At 70.6% G+C, this 16,923-nt stretch carries 13 protein-coding genes and 2 pseudogenes; 9 read left to right on the top strand and 6 right to left on the bottom strand.

What is annotated here, in order from left to right; genetic code table 11:
* On the top strand, positions 1-681 hold a 681-nt coding region (locus ACFW9O_RS10185), incomplete at its 5' end, for a tetratricopeptide repeat protein (protein WP_384607155.1).
* 243 nt (positions 682-924) lie between these two features.
* Here the strand turns inward: ACFW9O_RS10185 and ACFW9O_RS10190 are convergent.
* Positions 925-1,029, bottom strand: a pseudogene (locus ACFW9O_RS10190) (IS5/IS1182 family transposase); the annotation flags it as partial.
* A gap of 219 nt (positions 1,030-1,248) precedes the next feature.
* Here ACFW9O_RS10190 and ACFW9O_RS10195 point away from each other — a divergent pair.
* Positions 1,249-1,572, top strand: a complete 324-nt coding sequence (locus ACFW9O_RS10195) for a hypothetical protein (RefSeq protein WP_384607157.1) — start codon at positions 1,249-1,251, stop codon at positions 1,570-1,572.
* 184 nt (positions 1,573-1,756) lie between these two features.
* Here ACFW9O_RS10195 and ACFW9O_RS10200 read toward each other — a convergent pair whose 3' ends face one another.
* Positions 1,757-2,242, bottom strand: coding sequence for a hypothetical protein (locus ACFW9O_RS10200; RefSeq protein WP_384607159.1), 486 nt, complete (start codon positions 2,240-2,242; stop codon positions 1,757-1,759).
* 1,136 nt (positions 2,243-3,378) lie between these two features.
* On the bottom strand, positions 3,379-4,083 hold the full coding sequence (locus ACFW9O_RS10205) for a hypothetical protein (RefSeq protein ID WP_384607162.1): 705 nt from the start codon (positions 4,081-4,083) through the stop codon (positions 3,379-3,381).
* A 297-nt stretch (positions 4,084-4,380) separates the two neighbouring features.
* On the opposite strand from ACFW9O_RS10205, the gene ACFW9O_RS10210 reads away from it, so the two are divergent.
* From ACFW9O_RS10210 to ACFW9O_RS10220, 3 genes are all read left to right on the top strand, one after another.
* Positions 4,381-4,932, top strand: a complete 552-nt coding sequence (locus tag ACFW9O_RS10210) for a hypothetical protein (RefSeq protein ID WP_384607165.1) — start codon at positions 4,381-4,383, stop codon at positions 4,930-4,932.
* A 133-nt stretch (positions 4,933-5,065) separates the two neighbouring features.
* Positions 5,066-7,969, top strand: a complete 2,904-nt coding sequence (locus tag ACFW9O_RS10215; RefSeq protein WP_384607168.1) for an ATP-binding protein — start codon at positions 5,066-5,068, stop codon at positions 7,967-7,969.
* 128 nt (positions 7,970-8,097) lie between these two features.
* Positions 8,098-8,538 carry a hypothetical protein gene (locus ACFW9O_RS10220; protein WP_384607170.1) on the top strand — a complete coding sequence of 147 codons (441 nt, stop codon included), beginning with the start codon at positions 8,098-8,100 and terminating at the stop codon, positions 8,536-8,538.
* Between the two features lie 170 nt (positions 8,539-8,708).
* Here ACFW9O_RS10220 and ACFW9O_RS10225 read toward each other — a convergent pair whose 3' ends face one another.
* Together ACFW9O_RS10225 and ACFW9O_RS10230 are read right to left on the bottom strand one after the other, a co-directional pair.
* On the bottom strand, positions 8,709-9,473 hold the full coding sequence (locus ACFW9O_RS10225) for a hypothetical protein (RefSeq protein ID WP_384607172.1): 765 nt from the start codon (positions 9,471-9,473) through the stop codon (positions 8,709-8,711).
* Positions 9,474-9,681: 208 nt separating this feature from the next.
* On the bottom strand, positions 9,682-10,164 hold the full coding sequence (locus ACFW9O_RS10230; RefSeq protein ID WP_384607175.1) for a hypothetical protein: 483 nt from the start codon (positions 10,162-10,164) through the stop codon (positions 9,682-9,684).
* Positions 10,165-10,419: 255 nt separating this feature from the next.
* Here ACFW9O_RS10230 and ACFW9O_RS10235 point away from each other — a divergent pair.
* Together ACFW9O_RS10235 and ACFW9O_RS10240 are read left to right on the top strand one after the other, a co-directional pair.
* Positions 10,420-12,278 (top strand): annotated as a pseudogene (locus ACFW9O_RS10235) (TerD family protein).
* A gap of 191 nt (positions 12,279-12,469) precedes the next feature.
* A complete protein-coding gene (locus tag ACFW9O_RS10240; protein WP_384607177.1) occupies positions 12,470-13,972 on the top strand; it encodes a phosphoesterase in 1,503 nt (500 codons plus the stop codon).
* Positions 13,973-14,081: 109 nt separating this feature from the next.
* On the opposite strand, the gene ACFW9O_RS10245 is transcribed toward ACFW9O_RS10240, so the two are convergent.
* On the bottom strand, positions 14,082-14,885 hold the full coding sequence (locus ACFW9O_RS10245; protein ID WP_384607180.1) for an HAD-IIA family hydrolase: 804 nt from the start codon (positions 14,883-14,885) through the stop codon (positions 14,082-14,084).
* Between the two features lie 102 nt (positions 14,886-14,987).
* Here ACFW9O_RS10245 and ACFW9O_RS10250 point away from each other — a divergent pair, with 102 nt between their 5' ends.
* Positions 14,988-16,262, top strand: a complete 1,275-nt coding sequence (locus ACFW9O_RS10250) for a phosphoribosyltransferase family protein (RefSeq protein WP_384607183.1) — start codon at positions 14,988-14,990, stop codon at positions 16,260-16,262.
* 59 nt (positions 16,263-16,321) lie between these two features.
* Positions 16,322-16,912 carry a GNAT family N-acetyltransferase gene (locus ACFW9O_RS10255; RefSeq protein WP_384607186.1) on the top strand — a complete coding sequence of 197 codons (591 nt, stop codon included), beginning with the start codon at positions 16,322-16,324 and terminating at the stop codon, positions 16,910-16,912.
* The last annotated feature ends 11 nt before the right edge of the window (positions 16,913-16,923 follow it).

A 16,923-nucleotide genomic window follows, 5' to 3' on the forward strand; every position in this document is an offset into this window, starting at 1 on the left:
CAACAGGCCGGCGACACCCACGGCCAAGCCACCGCCTGGAACAACCTCGGCAGCACACTCCGGGAACTGCGCCGCTTCGACGACGCCCACCCCGCACACCAAACCGCCCGCACCCTGTTCCAGCAGACCGGCGACACCCACGGCCAAGCCACCGCCTGGAACAACCTCGGCCTCGCACTCCGGCAACTGCGCCGCTTCGACGACGCCCTCCACGCACACGAAACCGCCCGCACCCTGCTCCAACAGACCGGCGACACCCACGGCGAAGCCGGCGCCTGGAACAACCTCGGCAGCACACTCCGGGAACTGCGCCGCTTCGACGACGCCCACCCCGCCCACGAAACCGCCCGCACCCTGTTCCAGCAGACCGGCGACACCCACGGCCAAGCCACCGCCTGGAACAACCTCGGCGCCGCATATCGGGGCTTGGGCCGTTTCGATGACGGCGTAGCAGCCGGCCAACGGGCTGTTGAAATGCTGGCCGCGGCTCAGGACTGGTTCCGGACCGGTGAGGCGTGGGGTGAGCTGGCCACGACCCTAACCGCAGCGGGCGCCGACCCGGCGCAGGTGCGTGACGCGTGGAACGAGTCCGCCACCGCGTATACGCGGGCGGGCGCCGCGGATGAGGAAGCAGCTGCTTCCCGTGCCCACGCGGATAGCACGGAGATCCTGGAAGAATAGTTGCCGCGCAGGGGCATACCCGCTTCCCAAGGAGTCGTCGGTGGTGCGGGGACGGGCGCGGGTGCATAGCTTCCAGCGGGAGGCCGCCGTGCGGCGGGTGACCTGCCGGGCGCCGTGCAGGACTCCGCTGCGAGTAAAACCGGGTTCACGACCTGGCCCCGGCGCTGGGTTCCCATGTTCCCGGGCAGTGCCGTTCAGAAGGGGGTGACGAAGGGGGCCTCCACGCTCTGCGCAGCGAGGCCGACGGCCGTCCAGGGGAAGAGGCCAGGGGCGGCCCTTGGGAACCGGAGTCAGCCCAGTGAACGGGGCTGTCCAGAACGGCTCAGACGCCATGATCACACCAGCCACAACAAGATCACCTCGCCCGTGACAAGCGGGGGCAGATGCAGACTTAAGGCACTGTCCGGCGGATCATGCGGGCCCTCCGCGGAGAGACGGCAGCGGAGCCGCGCGAAGATTGCCGGGTACCGGCATCGTCGGGCGCAGTCGGATCCAGCACTATGGGCGTCCCTGGGCCGGGCGTTACTCGCGTTCTCGGGCTTCTTGCGGTCGGAGCGGAGCGACAACATGGCGTGGGTAGTAGGAACCGGCTCGTTCTTGGGGCTGTTGGCGGTGGCTTGGGGACTCGTCACGCTTCGGACCGGGTGGATCCTGCCCACGGCGCGCCGTCACGTCACCAGACCCCAACTCCACGGTCTCGGTGCCCTGCTCACCGGCGCCTCCGTGGTTCTGCAGGGCCTCTTCTACTTTCGAGTCCTGCCGAGCGTCTCCTGGGAGGCCCGCTTCTTCGGTGGGAACGCCCTCCTGCTTGCTGGGCTGCTCCTGATTGCCCTCAGCCAGTTGCTACCGATCCGCAGAAGCAGGGATCACACCAATCCCTCGGGTGTCTGAAGGTGTCGGCGGAGCGGATCACGGCCGAAGCCATGGGCGGATCGCAGCCACGGTGAGCGTGCCGTGGAAAGCGGATTCGGACGAAGGCCGTTCACGTCGCCCGGAATCGTCGCACGGGTGATCACGTTCGAGGCAGCGTTCGGTGGACCATCAGGACAAGCTGAGTATCGGTGAACTCACGTCCTCAACCGCTGTTGGCGATCAGTCCTCGCTCCGGGTCGGCCGTAAGCGCGGCTCGGAAAAGTGTCGGGGCGCAGCCCTTCCCGTTGGGCTGGGACTTGCGCAACTCGACATCCGTACGCTCGTCGAAAAGGACGCGCTTGCCGTCGTCCCGCGAAGTGACCGTGAACCGTACGTGCACCGTCGCCTCACCGATGTCCCCGTCGAACGCCACGCTGTTGCGGTGGGGCACCGGAACGTCGCTGTTCTTCGCCACGGACCTGCTCTCGCAGACCTCCTGTGCGCACAATCGGGCGACGAGCGAGCCCGAGTCCGAACCCTCCTTCCTTGAGTCGGCGAAGTCGTCCAGCTCCCAGGCCACGACGACTCCCGACTCCCCGCCGATCATGGTGCACGGCCGTTCTCCGCCGAAGCCCGTGCAGCCGGTGACCAGCAGGCCGGGCACGGCGAAAAGAAAGAGCAATCGTCGTCTCTTCGCGTCGCGCTTCATCTCTCCCCCAGAACGTCGCAAGTACGACGGGTCAGCGGTGAAAACGGTTCCCCCAAGGGGAACGCCCGGCGCCTCCCCCAACTACGGCTCGACCGCCCGCTCGGTGCGGTGGGGGCGACAGGGTTCGCGCGGCACCATCGGCGCAGGTCAACACCTGACCGCACCCAGTTCGGGGTTCCGCTGTCCGCCATCGAGCTACGTCCGGGCTCCCTTCGGGCACTCGGACCGTGGAAGGACGGTGCGCCACTTGTCGAAAGGGCGGTCACCCAAGCCGATTCCGGTCCAGTAGATGCCGATGGATGCGCGGGGTATTCCATTCGGAGCGGTAACGAAGAAGTGAGAGACATATCGTTGCCCGCCGGCCGTTCGGCCCTCCACTGCCAGGACCCATCCGCCGTCACGGTTCGGCTTCCTGGGCACTCGGGCGGAGTTCACCACTTTCGGCGCCGCGCCGGGCGAGAGGCATTCGGCCCGCGCCTCGTCCAGAATGTACGCACAGCTTTCGACCTGAACAGTGGACTTCTCGCAGAAGTGTTCCGTGGCGTTGTCCGCGATATCGGAAATCGTATCCTTGAGGACCTTCCGCGCCTGGGCTTCGGTGACGCTCGACGATCCAGGTCTGTCTTCGTTCGCACAGGCTGCGATGAAAGGCATGAGACCGACGCCCACGAGCGCGACGAGCCACCGCCGTCGGCGACTCGCGCGGACATCGGGTTCCCCAAGCCGATTCTTCGGCCGGTCCGCACCAGCCACAACAACCCCCACAGGCCGAGCCCCTGATCCCCGTGACCCGGCAGCTCACGGATCTTGCACCACCGGCCCGTCCTCGAGCAAGGAATTCACAGGCTCACCTCACCAAGAGAGAACGACGCCTGCGCACTGCACCACTGCGGGCGTCCAGCTGCCCAACCCGCGGCGGATGATGGGGGTATGGCGCTTACGAACTGGGTCGACGACTGGCAGGCCCAGGGAGCTGTGGAGCACCCTTCCGGACGTGGGCTCATGGATGCACCCTGGCCAACGCGTAAGCGCCGGACCGCCCCCAGGTCACGGCGGGGAGGGTCCGGCGCTGTCCGGCTGTCACGGGTCTGTGCGGGTGGCCACGGTGGATACGCGGTCACCCGTCGCACCGGGAGTCAGTCGAGGGGAAGGCCCTGCATCTGCCCGAGGGTGCGGGCTCCCGAGCCGTGGAGCAGGGTGCCGTCACAGGCGGGCAGTTCGCCCGGCACCTTCTCCAGTTTCTCGGCATCCACGTAGCCCACGGGGATGTCTCCCTTGTCGGTGAAGACCTTGGTGTAGCCGCGGTCGTGATCCGTCCCCATGGCCAGCAGACGCTTGCTGTCGAGGAGCACGCCGTAGTACGGCCTGTCGGAGTTCAGCTTGTCCACGGCGGAACAGAGCACGCGTACCTCTTCGCCGCGCTGCGGGTGGCAATTGGGCTTTGCCTGGTTGCACAGCTCGGCACCACTGACTTCGATCACCGTGCAGCTGTCCTCGGACTCGCCCGTGCAGGAGACCGGCATGATGTTGAGGGGCGGGCTCACGCCGACGCTTTCGTACACGCTGGCCCAGGGCGCGCTGACGGCTGTCCGGTGCACTTCGGGACGCGCACACAGGTCGATGTCCGCCGTCCCCCCGAACTTGTCGTCCTCCACGGTCACCGCGTGCTTGTCGGGGCAGTCCCGTGACGCGCCCTCGTCGGCCGCACCCCCGCCGGCCGCACTGCCCGCAGCCGCCGGGCCAGGGACGTCCGGGCCCTTGTCCGCCGTCGATCCGCAGGCGGTGAGTGACATCGCCAGGACCACTCCGAGGATGTGGGAGACGAGGACGCGGTGTGACACGAAAGCACCTCTTGTTCGACGGGTGAATCATCCGAATGCCGGTGGCGGCCGGTACGTGGCTGTGCCGCGGCACGGCGAGATGCTCGCAGGATCCGCTGCCGCAGGCGTCGGTGGAACCACGTACTTCGCTACGTAGTGGCTGGGCGGCCGACCGCGCACACCGTGAACTACGTAGGCCCGTCAGGGAATTCACGGACTCTCGGCACCGCAATGGGTGGGAGGGTCGAAGTCGGTCCGGTGAGCCGTACACATCGCAGGCGGTTTGCGTGACGGCCGCCTTCGGGGAGGGCAGGCGGTGTGGCGCGAACGGCGGGGGCATGGGAGCGCAGGGTGGGCCTGACCGGAGCGGTGGTCAGTCTCGCCGTCGCCGGGTGGCTGATCTGGCTGCTCCCGGGACCCCACCTGGCGGCCGTCCTGGGGATCGGGCCCGTGGACGGCACCATGAGCATCAGCCATTGCTACGAGGCCACCGACTGGCAGGGTTATCAGGACGGCATCGCCTGCACAGGTATGTACACGCCGCGTGCGGCGGGTGAGCACCGGCGTGAGATCACGCTGGTCAAGGCTGCCGAGAAGCACAGGCCCGGCAGCACCATGGAGGTGCACACGGCGAGAGGCAGGGCCCACGAACTGTCGGGTGACGCGTTGAGTGCGGGAGTCACCTCCACCGGTCTCATACTCGGACCGTTCCTCGCCCTGTCGCTGTCGTTCCGGGCCAGCGCGCGGAAAGGCACCTGGAGCCACGACGGTGACTACGTCCTGGTCTTCATCGCCGCCGAGGTCGCCGCCCTCGTCCTCGGATTCGTGGTGGGCATCCCCGTCTCGATCGCCATTGCCCTGTTCGGCTGAGGAGGAGGAGGGGTTCCGCGACCCGTGTCCGGCGGAGATTCCGGACGCAGCGTGTGCACGACTCCCGAACAGCTCTTCGCCCGACGTGATAGACAAAGCCGTGGAGTTCGGTAGGGAGATCACACATGTGACGGTGTCGGCAGACACTGCCACACATCACGACAGCGCGAGCCCCCTCGTCGGCCGCACGGCCGAACTGGAGCTGCTCGACAAGGTGATCGACCAGCTGGGCCATGGGGCCCCGCCCTTCGTCGACATCACCGGCGCGGCAGGAATCGGCAAGAGCCGGTTGATGACGGAACTCTGCCTGCGCGCACGGCGACGCGGGGTGACGGTGCTGCGCGGCCGGGCGGCCGAGTACGAACGGCATCTGCCGTTCCATCCGTTCGCCGACGCGTTCGCCGATCTGGACGGTCGTCTGCCGCATGCGGCACCGGACCTGCTCGACGCGGTCTCCCCGGTTCTCGGCGGCCGTGGCCCCGGGCCGTCCTCCCCCGGAGCGGTGCCGGCCAACGCCGACCGCTTCGGTCTCCACCGCTCGGTGGCAGGGCTGTTGGCGCACGTCTGCCGACCGGGCGGCCTCGTGGTGGCGCTGGACGACGTGCACTGGGCGGACCCGGCGTCACTGGAGCTCCTGGACCATCTCGTCCGGCATCCCGTACCCGGCCCGGTCGTCCTCGTCGTCGCCCGTCGTGACCGGCAGACTCCGGCCGCGCTCACCGCGGCGCTCACCCGCGGGGTCGACACCGAGGCGGTGCTCCGGATCGCTCTGGCGCCGCTCGCCGAACAGGAATGCGTCGAAGGGCTGGCCCCCGATCTGCCGCGCGGCCGGGCCGCGCAACTCTATGCCGCAGGCGAGGGCAACCCGCTCTACTTCCTCTCCCTGCTGCACGCGCACCGCGAGGGCGCCGCGCGTCGCCCCACGCCCTCCTCGGCCTCGTCCTGGGCCGAGGACAGTGTCGGCGAACTGCCCACCGGACTCGGCGCGCTGCTGCTGAACGAGCTGACGCCGCTGACGGCTTCGCAGCACCGGACCCTGGAGGCGATCGCCGTTCTGGGCGATCACGCGGTGTCCCCGGTGATCCGCAGGGCGACCGGCCGTACCGATGCCGGGCTCGACGACGATCTGGACACCCTGGCGCGACGTGACCTCGTGCGGCCGGGCCCGAACGGACGATGGGTGTTGCGTCATCCGGTGATCCGGACCCTGGTCCACGAGTCCACCGCCGCCCGGAGGCGCGTCGAGATCCATCGCGCCGCAGCCGCCGAGCTGGCCCGCACCGGCGCACCGGCCGTCGAGCAGGCCCGGCACGTCGAGCAGTCGGTGACCACATGGGACCCGCAGGCGTACGCCGTACTGAGGGAGGCAGCCGAGCAGACCGCGTCGACGGCCCCGACGAGCTGCGCACACTGGCTCGGGGCCGCGCTCCGGCTGCTGCCCGATACGGGCGAACACGGTCCCGAGCGACGTGATCTGATGCTGCGTCGTGCACGTGCGCTCGGTGTCGCCGGCGGGTTACGGGAGAGCCGCGACCTGCTGCACACGGTGATCAGCACGGCCGGTCCCGACGAGGCCGGCGTCAGGACGTCGGCGGTCGTGCTGTGCGCCTTGACGGAGCGGCACCTCGGAAGATACCCGGAGGCGATCGCGCTCCTGCGCCGCGAGCTGAGCAGGCAGCCGGAGCTGTCGCCGTCGGACAGGGTGTCGATCGGCCTCGAACTGAGCTCGTCCGCACCGCACAACGCCTCCTATCCGCAGATGCGGGGCGAGGTCGCGCGGACCCTCGCGGATGCCCGTTCCCTCGGCAACGAGCTCGGCGAGGCGGGGGCACTCGCGGTCGCCGCGTTCGGTGAGGCCTACGAGGGCGGTGTGGCCGCGGCAAGCTCCTACGCCGCGCAGGCGGCCGGGTTGCTGGACGGTCTGCCCGACGACGACCTCACGGCGCTGTGCGAACCGCTGGGCAGGCTGGGCTGGGCGGAGGCGTTCCTCGGCCGCTTCACCGATGCCGAGCGCCACGCCGACCGGGGCCTCGGAATCGCCCGGCGCAGCGGGCAGGTCTACCTCCTGCCGCTCCTGCTGCTGTGCAAGGCACACGTACGGATCCAGACCTGCCGACTGCCGTCGGCCTGCGAACTGGCGGACGAGGCCGAGGACATCGCCCGCGGTATCGGCAGCAGCGAACTGCTCGCCTTCGTCCTGGCCAACAAGGCCCAGGTACGCATCGCGGCGTCCGCACCCGGCGACCCGGAGGCGCTGGCGGCCGCCGAGGAGGCCGTTGCCTCCATGGGTCCGAGCGACAACTGGCGGGCTTCCATGGCCTGGTGCATGCTCGGCTACGCGGCGCTCACCGGCGGCGATCCGCATCGCGCCCGGGACGCCCTCCTCCGGGCCGGTGGCGACGACCTGCGTGGCCTGCAGCCGTCGATGCGCCCCCTCCTGTCGGAACTTCTGGTCACGGCGGCGCTCTTCACAGGGGACGTCGCCTCCGCGTCCGCGTGGTCCGAACGGGCCCGCGAGGACGCGGAGCGGCTCGGCCTGCCCGTGCAGCGCGCCTCGGCGATGCGGAGCGCGGCGCAGCTCGCACTGCACGGCGGCGACCCCGCCGGGGCGGCGACGCTGCTCGCGGAGGCGGCGGCCGAATGCGCCCGGTCCGGTGCGGTGTTCTGGGAGGCGCGGTCACTGCTGCTGGCAGCCCCGGCGATGGTGGCTGCCGGGTTCGCAGCGCGGGGTGCGGCCATGTGGGAGCAGGGCCACCGGCTGGCCACCGGCGGGGGCGCAGGCCTGCTGGTCGGCCTGGCGGAGATGACGCGGCCGTCCGTCCCTTCCAGTCCCTCCCCCGCCCCGCCGTGGCTGGCCTCCTTGACGGCGCGCGAACGGGAGGTCGCCGAACTCGTGGCCGAGGGCCTCACCAACCAGGCGGTCGCCGCCAGGCTCTTCCTCAGTCCACGCACGGTCGAGACCCACCTCTCCCGGGTGTTCCGCAAGACGGACGTCGCCACCCGGGCAGGACTCGCCGCCCTTATGGCGCGTTCCTGACACCGGGTCGGCCGGTCTCCATCCGCCGGCTCGAAGCGCGCAAGCGCCGGACCGAGGCGCGATGGCCGGGGCAGTGCTGCTCCGATAATCGATTGCCGTTGACGTGCGGCGTGCGGCGATACTCCGGCATGAGCAGAATTGCGCAGGTCATCGTGTTGGCGACGTACGCGGACGAGATCATGGAACCGCTGACCCGCGATGACGATTCACGTAGTTGGCGCGGTCACTTCCAGCCCCTCAACCTGTTCGTCGGAGGATGGGTCATCGAGTTCAACCGTGTGGAGCCGCGCACCGGACTGCTGAAGCATCTCGAATCACTTCCGTGGCCCAACCCGGGCCAGGTGCAGGTCCTGATCCACGACGAGGAGGACGACTGCTTCGGCCTGTGGATGATTCATGACGGCAGACTGGTCGAGGTGCCGCTTCCGCGCACCGGGCGCTTTCATTCCCCGGCTCCGCCCTCCCAGGTCTACGCGCCGAGTCCGGGGTATCTGTGGCGGACCGATGACGGCAGCACCGTGCCGGCAGAATTCTCGACAGAACGGCAAGATCCGCGACCGGCCTGGTAGTGGCTGAGCCGAACCCGTCGTGTCGGGTCCCATGGACGACGCAGATGAGGACGCCCTGACCGAGATCGACCCGGTCAGGGCCATTTCATTTGCATGGGGGGTGCGGGATGTGAACGCCGCGCCCGATCCAGTACCTGCACCCGGCACAGGAGCCCCGCACCCGCTGGTCGTCAGTAGCGGTCGCCCGGCCAGTGCGGATCCGTCCAGCGGTCCTCGTCAGTGAGTCCGAGCAGCCGTATCCCGTGCTGCAGATCCTCCGGCGCGCCCGACTCGCGCAGCCGTACCGCGGCGTGTCCGAGGAGCCATGCGACCAGTTCGGTGCGCATCTCCTCCTCGTCGTGCCCGTACCAGCCGCTCCACGGCAGGCTGTCCCCCAACAGCTCGTACTCCCATTCCGCCGCTGCCTCCGCGAGACGTCGGTCGCTGAGGTGGCCGGTCTGCTTCTCCCATTCGGCCAGCCAGGGTCCGACCGTTCCGGAGGCCTCAGCACACATCACGAAGACCTCGTGGGCCGGGACGGCCGCATCCGGATCGGTGAGGCTGTGCACCCACCACGCGTGCAGGAACTCGCGTACAGGACCGGCGTGATCGTCGGGCCACATCTGCCAGTTGCCGCGGGCGAAGGCTTGACCGGCCTCCTGCAGTCCGAACAGGGGATCCGCCCGACCGGCGACCAGGACCCTGGCGAACTGCGGAAGGACGCGGCGCAGCACGGCGGCGCAATCGGTCCAGTCGGTGGCCTGCCAGGTCCGGCGCAGGAGGTCCGGCTCCAGCTCCACGTCCGGCGTCTTCAGAAGGCCGAGTTCTTCCGAACTGCCCCAGTGACACTCACAGTTGATCTCATCCGGACGCGCGGTCATACCGCGGAAGACGACTGTCAGGTTGTCCAGAGCAGCGCCGAGACGGCGGCCTGCGGGAGGGTCGGCGAGTTGCATGATGTGCCCGGCCTTCGAGGACTCCGGACGGCTTCCGCTGTCCGAAGATCGCCACCTTACCGGGTGAGCCGGGGTTGGCTCCGGCAGCCCCGGGACGGGTACCGGCCACGGTGGGTCAGCAGCGACGCCCCGGCGCCTGACGTCGACCCTCGTCATGAAGCACGTTGTCGACAACCGCCCGCCACCGGAACAGCCGGCCGACGGCGAGCTACGCGGCCGAGCGGGCCCCGGGGATTCCCAGGCCTACGAGGAGGAGCCCGTACAGCTCTTCCGCGAAGGTGGTGGACCCGGTGAGCGCCTGTCGGACGGTCTCCGCCTCCGAGGTCAGCCCGGCAGCGGCCGACCACGCGAGCGCGCCCGCCACCGCTGTGTCCACCGGGAAGTCCTCCAGCGGTATGTCGTAGCTCTCCGCCATCCCGCGGTTGAGCAGTCCCGTCCAGGCTGTGCCGTCCGGTGTCACGGCCTCGACGAAGCCCACATCGCTGTCCAGGAAGGACACCATGACCGCGGGCGCCCCGGACTTCTCCACGAGTCCTGGCAGGCTGCGCTCATCCGCGTCGGCGAATTCCGACACCTGCCAGCCTTCCGCCAGAACGTCCGTGTCCTCGACGCCGATGAAGCCCGTCGCCTTCAGCAGCTCGCGGAGCTCCGCCGCGGATCCGATCGCAAGTGAACCTCCGAAATTTCCCATGCCCCGCAGGTTAGCCAGCAGCACTGACAGCACCCCCGCCGCCGTACCCGGGGAAGGAGCGCGGTCCGGGGCACGCGGGCACGTCGGAGGGAGTCGAACCGGCCGCCTCCTCACCGCTGAGGACGGGAGAGGGGGCGGAGGAAGGAGGCACCGGCTCAGGAGCAGGAGGGGCCGTAGGCGAACGCACAAGGACATATCCGGATGAATGACTGTCCGGGTTGAAGGACCGGCCTATATCCGGCCATCCTTACCGCCATGTCTCTCGCGTCCCCCGCTCTCGATGTGTCCGTCCTGCGTGACTACGCCTACGAATGGGCGGTGGTGGACGTGGAGACCTCCGGTCTGGTGGCGCGCCGGGACCGGGTGCTCTCGGTCGCCGTGGTGACTCTCGGTCCGGACGGTGTGCAGACCGGCGAGTTCTCCGCCCTGCTCGATCCCGGCTGCGATCCCGGCCGGTGCACGTGCACGGGCTCACCGCCGAACGGCTGCGGGGTGCGCCGGACTTCGCGCACGTGGCCGGAGAGATCGGGGAGATGCTCAAGGACCGTGTCTTCGTCGCCCACAACGCCCAGTTCGACTACGACTTCCTCGCCCACGAGTTCGCCCGGGCAGGGCTGCGGCTGCCGGTCACCCAGCGGCTGTGCACCCTGGCGCTGAACCGGCGGGTGGATCCGCCGACCGAGGACCTCCGGCTGGGCACACTGGCCGCCCATTACGGCGTTACGCAGTTGGCGGCGCACGATGCCCTCGACGACAGCCGTGTGCTGGCCGGGGTGCTGCGCGGCACTCTGCGGGATGCGGCGCAGCTCGGCCTGCCGCTGCCTCTGGTGCCTTGCCCGCCCCGCCAGGACCCGGAGTTCACGCCCCGCTCGCCCAAGGTGCCGTGCGCCTTCCGCAACCCTGGGCGGCTCGCGGCCGACGGCCCCTTGGTCCAGGGCATGAAGGTCGCCGTCACCGGGGAGACCACCACCCCGCGACCGGAGCTGGTCGAACGTTCCGTGGCCGCCGGACTGAACCTCATGTCCTCCGTCAGCCGCCACACCAGCGTCCTGGTCACCAACGACCACGCCTCGGGCTCCGCGAAGGCGAGACGCGCCCTCGCGGAGGGCATCCCCGTCATCGACGAGCTCGCCTTCTTGCGCCTGCTCGGTGACGTACGCCCCGGAATCCGGCACGACGCGACCACCACCGGCGCCACGGCTCCGGCTCCCACTCCGGTAGCTGAGGCTGCGCCGCCCTCCCCGGCCCCGGTCCCGGCAGCGATCCCTTCGGCGCGCGAGCCGCACCGGGCGCCCGTGCCGGCCGAGCTGCCCGGCAAGCCGCTGGCCGGGCGGCGGGTGCTCGTCCTGGGCGGCACGCACCCCGAGGCCGTGGCCGCCCGCACCCGGATCGTCGAGCTCGGCGGGTCCGCCGCGATCAATCTCTCTGCGAGCGTCACCGACGTCGTGCTCCTCACCGACGGGGCAGCCGACCGGCGCATGCGCCGGATCACCTCGCTCGAATTCCCCACGCATGAGGCCACCTGGATCGAGGCGCCGGACTCCGAGCCGCACACCGGTCGGACCGGTCGGGGGCAGGCCCGGCATGTGCTGCCCCGGGGTGGCGTCGTGGACCTTCCCGAAGGCCGCGGCTCAGCGGTCCCCTGGACCGTCACGGCCACCTGGGGCCAGCGGACGGACTGCGAGATCGACATCGTCGCGTTCGTCGTCGACGAGGACGAACAGGTCTCCTTCGACGAGGACTTCGTGTTCTACGGTGCCCCGGAGAACCCGGCCGGCACGGTGCGGATCCTCGGTGACGGGCCCACCGAGCAGACCGTCAGCGTCCGTCTCGGCTCACTTCCTCCCTCGGTCAGCAGAGTTGTCGTCGCGGCGGCCATCGACGGGGAACTCACGTTCGGCGACGTCGGGGCGATCCAGATCACCGCCGCTCCCGGCACCAGCGCGGCACCTCTCGCCCAGTCGACGCTCGACGCCGCGACGACGGAGCGCACCATGCTGCTCGCCGAGCTCTACCGTCGCGGGCCGCTGTGGCGGCTGCGGACCGTCGGCCAGGGATACGACTACGGCCTCGACGCCCTCGCACGTGCCCACGGAGTCGATGTCGCGGACTGACGGCCCACCGGTCCGCACCTCTGCCGCGTCCTGGCGCACCACAGGCTTCCTGCCCCTGTCCTGCGGGCGCGTCACCACGCGGTCCGGAGCAGAGCTGTTCCCCGTGGCCGCGGTCTGTGTTCATGCTGCGTTCGGTTCGGTCACCGAGACTCGGCCGTCGCCCCCCAGCGCGGTTGAACGAGAGGCTCACTGTGACGGACAAGAAGAACTCCGAAGGCCCCGAGGCCGCGGCGATCTCACGGCGTCGGCTGGTCAAGTACGCCGGGGTCGGGGCGACCCTGGCGGCCGCGAGCCCGCTGGTGGGCGGAGGCTCCGCGGTCGCCGACAGCGGCGAGAACCGGCGCGGGAAGGCCGGCGACTCCCGTGGCCGGGTGTGGCGCGCCGGTGATCACCATGTGCACTCGGAGTACAGCGGGGCCTTCGACACGACGAAGAATCCGCCGGTGTTCCGCAAGGGGGCCGACGCGGTCTACCCGATCGTCACGAACGCGATCATGGCCAAGAACTTCGGTCTCGACTGGGTGATGTGCACGGACCACGGCGGACCGACGCACTCAAAGGTCAACCTCGAGCAGGCCTATCCCGATCTCCTGCGCTCGCGCGCACTCGTGCCCGAGGTCCTGCAGTTCTGGGGCATGGAGTTCGACGCCCCCGCCATGGACCATCACACGCTGATGATCCCGCACCACCGGGACGAGGCGCAGCAGTTGTTCGAGCTGGAGAGCCGCTTCGCCAAGTACGACCCGTTTCCCGCCGATGCTGGCCGGGACACCGAGGCGAAGATGGTCGAATTCCTCAAGGCCGCGAAGGACATGCGGCGCAAGCCCCTCGTGATCGCGCACCACGCCTCGCGTTCGGCGACCGGCCTCGGCGTCTACGGGCAGGACACACCCAGGGAGTTCCGCAACGGCAACAACGCGGCACCGGACATCTACATCGGCTTCGAGGGCGCTCCCGGCCACCAGGCGGGCCCGCTCAACGGAGGCGCCCGCGGCGGATACGGCAACTACCCGACCCATGGCGGCTTCGACCAGATGACGGCTCTCGTCGGCGGGCTGTGGGACTCGCTGCTCGGCGAGGGCCGGCGCTGGTGGATCACCGCGACCTCGGACTCGCACGTCCACTGGACGCGCGGCGGCTCCGACTTCTGGCCGGGCGAGTACAGCAAGACCCATGTGCTGGCCAGACAGGACTACGCCGACATCATGGACGGGCTCCGCAACGGCCGGATCTGGGTCGGCACGGGTGACCTGATCACCGGCCTCGGCCTCACGGCGAGCAGCCGCGGCCGCGCGGCGGCCATGGGCGAGACGCTCACGGTGAGCGCGCGCGACCGCACGGACGTCGACATCGAGATCAGGTTCCGGCCGCTCGACGGGAAGAACGCCAACGGTGACCGTCCGGAGGTCCGGCGCGTCGACCTGATCGTCGGCCGGGTGACCGGCCCGGCCGCGAGTCTCGACACGGACACCAACCCGACGACGAAGGTCGTGGCGCGGTTCGGTCCGGGTGACTGGCACCGGCAGAAGGGCGAGTACGTCGTCCGGCACACCCTGCGCAACGTGGAGGGCGACCTGTACGCCCGGGTGCGCGGCACGAGCACGGACGAGGCGGAGCCGCTGGCCGACGGGCTGGAGAGCCCCTGGGACGACCTGTGGTTCTACTCCAACCCCGTCTTCGTCGAGGTCCGCTGAGCGGACCGACCGGCCCCCGAACGCCCCGTGGCCGCACGGTCCCCCCGGCTGCCCCGTGCCCGCATGGTCCCCCGGCCGCCCCGTGCCCGCGCGCGGGGCGGCGGGAGCCTCAGGGGTGCCCCAGCCGTTCCACCAGCGCGGGCACGTCCGCGAAGGAGTCGAGGACGTGGTCGGGGGTGCCGTCCGCTGCCGCGTGGGTCTCGGGCAGGTACTTGCCGGTTCTGACCAGTACGCCGGTGATTCCGCCGCGCTGGGCCGCCAGCACGTCCGACTCGATGTCGTCGCCCACCATCAGCGATTCGGACGGGTCGGCGCCGAGGTGGGCGAGGGCCGCGGCGAAGAACGCCCCGGCAGGCTTGCCGGTGATCTCCGCCTCCGTGCGTGCAGCCCGCTCCAGACCGTCGAGGAACGCCCCGGTGTCGAGGTCGAGCCCGCCGGCGGTGCGCCAGTACAGGTTCCGGTGCATGGCCACGAGCCGGGCGCCCTGCTGTACGTGGCGGAAGGCCCGGTTGAGTGCCGCGTACGTGAACGCGGCGCCCGCTCCGCCGAGGACGACGACGTCCGGTACGGCGCCCTCGCAGTCCTCCTCCTCGACGAGTGTCACGCCCGACAGGTCGTCCCGTACGTCGCCGGTGTTGATCAGCAGGCAGCGGGCCTCGGGGTGGTGCTCGCGCAGATACGCGGCGGTCACCGCCGGGGCGGTGAGGATGTCGTCGGCGCTGACGGGGAAGCCCGACCCGGCCAGCCGTTCGGCGATCCCGGCGCGTGTCCGTGAGGTGGTGTTGGTGACCAGTGCCAGAGGGATTCTCGCTGCCCGCAACTGCTCCATCGCCTCCACGGCACCGGGCAACGGCTCCCAGGACACCGTGAGTACGCCGTCGATGTCGATCAGGACCGCTCCGATTCGTTCCATACGATCGACCGTCCCCGACTTGCCGAACAGGTGCAAATGGGATTGTTTCGAAGGTGGGGGTGTGTGTTCGTTCCGGTCTCCCCTCCTTGGAGGCGAACCACTGTGCAGTTCACCGACCGCACGGACGCCGGGCGGCGGCTCGCCCAGGCGCTCGGACACCTGGAGACGCGTCGGCCCGTCGTCCTGGGACTGCCCAGGGGTGGGGTTCCGGTGGCATTCGAAGTGGCGCAGTTCCTCGGTGCCCCGCTCGATGTGATCGTGGTCCGCAAGCTGGGGGTCCCGTACCACCCGGAGCTCGGCTTCGGTGCCATCGGCGAGGGCGGGGTCCGGGTCATCAGCGACGAGATCGTCCGGCACGCCGGGGTCCGGGAGAAGGACCTGGTGTCGGTCGAGCGGGCCGAGGAGGCGGAGCTCGAACGGCGGGCACGGACGTACCGGGACGGCCGCCCGCGTCTCCCGCTCGAGGGCCGGGCGGTGATCGTGGTGGACGACGGGGTCGCCACGGGCGCGACCGCGCGGGCCGCGTGCCAGGTGGTACGGGCACAGGGCGCCGCCCATGTCGTGCTCGCCGTTCCGGTGGCCTCGCCGGATGTGGCGGACCGGCTGCGCTCCGAGGTCGACGAGGTCGTGTGCCTGTCCACGCCCCAGCTCTTCTCCGCTGTCGGTGAGTGGTACCGGGACTTCTCCCAGACCTCCGACGAGGAGGTCGTCTCCCTGCTGGCACGGACTCCCGAAGGCCGCGGTTCCTCCGAACAGGTCGAGGTGGAAGCGGGCGGCGTCGGCCTGGCCGGGGATCTCGTACTTCCGGAGGGCACTGCGGCGGTCGTGGTCTTCGCCCACGGTTCCGGCAGCAGCCGCCACAGTCCGCGCAACCGCTCCGTGGCCACGACCCTGAACCGGGCGGGCCTCGGCACCCTGCTCTTCGACCTCCTCACGCCGGGGGAGGAAACGTACCGGGCCAATGTCTTCGACATCGGACTGCTGGCCGGGAGGCTGGCGGGCGCCACCGAGTGGCTGCGGCGCAGGGTGTCCGTACCGGTCGGCTCCTTCGGGGCGAGCACGGGGGCGGCGGCGGCGCTGCGGGCAGCCGCGGCGGCCGACTCCGGCATCGGCGCCGTCGTCTCCCGCGGCGGGCGCCCCGACCTCGCCGGGGCGGACCTGTCCGGGGTGCGGGCGCCGACGCTGCTCATCGTGGGCGGCAACGACACCACGGTGATCGATCTGAACCGGCAGGCGCAGGCGGCGCTGTCCTGCGAGAACCGCCTGGAGATCGTCCCGGGCGCCACCCACCTCTTCGAGGAACCGGGCGCGCTGGGTCTGGTGGCGGATCTGGCCCAGGACTGGTTCACCACGCACCTGGTGCCCCAGGCCGGGTAGTCCGGGCCCGCCGCCCTATCCTTGCCCCCGGGCACACACGGCGGCGGGAGGGGCAGTCCATGCAGGTCAGGACCGTGAACGGCGCGGACGTCCCGGCATACGCCGACGGGATACGGCGCGTGTACGCGGACGTGTTCTCGGCGCCCCCGTGGAACGAGGACCCCGCGGCAGCCGCGTCGTACGCCGAGCGGCTCGCCACCGACGCGGAGCGACCGGGATTCACCGCCGCGCTCGCCCTGGACGCGGACACCGTGACCGGCTTCGCCACCGCCTGGACGACGCCCGCCCCCTTCCCGAACGACCGCAGCTACGGGCAGGTCGCCGCGGCGCTCGGGCCCGGCCGGGTCACGGAGTGGCTGTGCGGGGCCGTCGAGGTGGACGAGCTGGCCGTCGGCCCCGCGGCGCGCGGCGCCGGGCTGGGCGCGGCGCTGCTGGCAGCGGTCACCGAGGCGGCCCCGGACGGACGGTGCTGGCTGCTCACCTCGGTCCGGGCGGAGGACACGCTGCGCTTCTACCGACGCCTGGGCTGGCACCGGATCGACGCGCCCGTACCCGGCAGGGCGGGACTTGCCGTGCTTCTCGGGCCGCGGCACGCGGCCGGCATCCGCGCCCTCGGCCGAGGCGTACGGGCACCGCTTCAGGGGCACTGATCGGGGCATCG

Source organism: Streptomyces sp. NPDC059499, assembly GCF_042749285.1.
Lineage (GTDB): Bacteria > Actinomycetota > Actinomycetes > Streptomycetales > Streptomycetaceae > Streptomyces.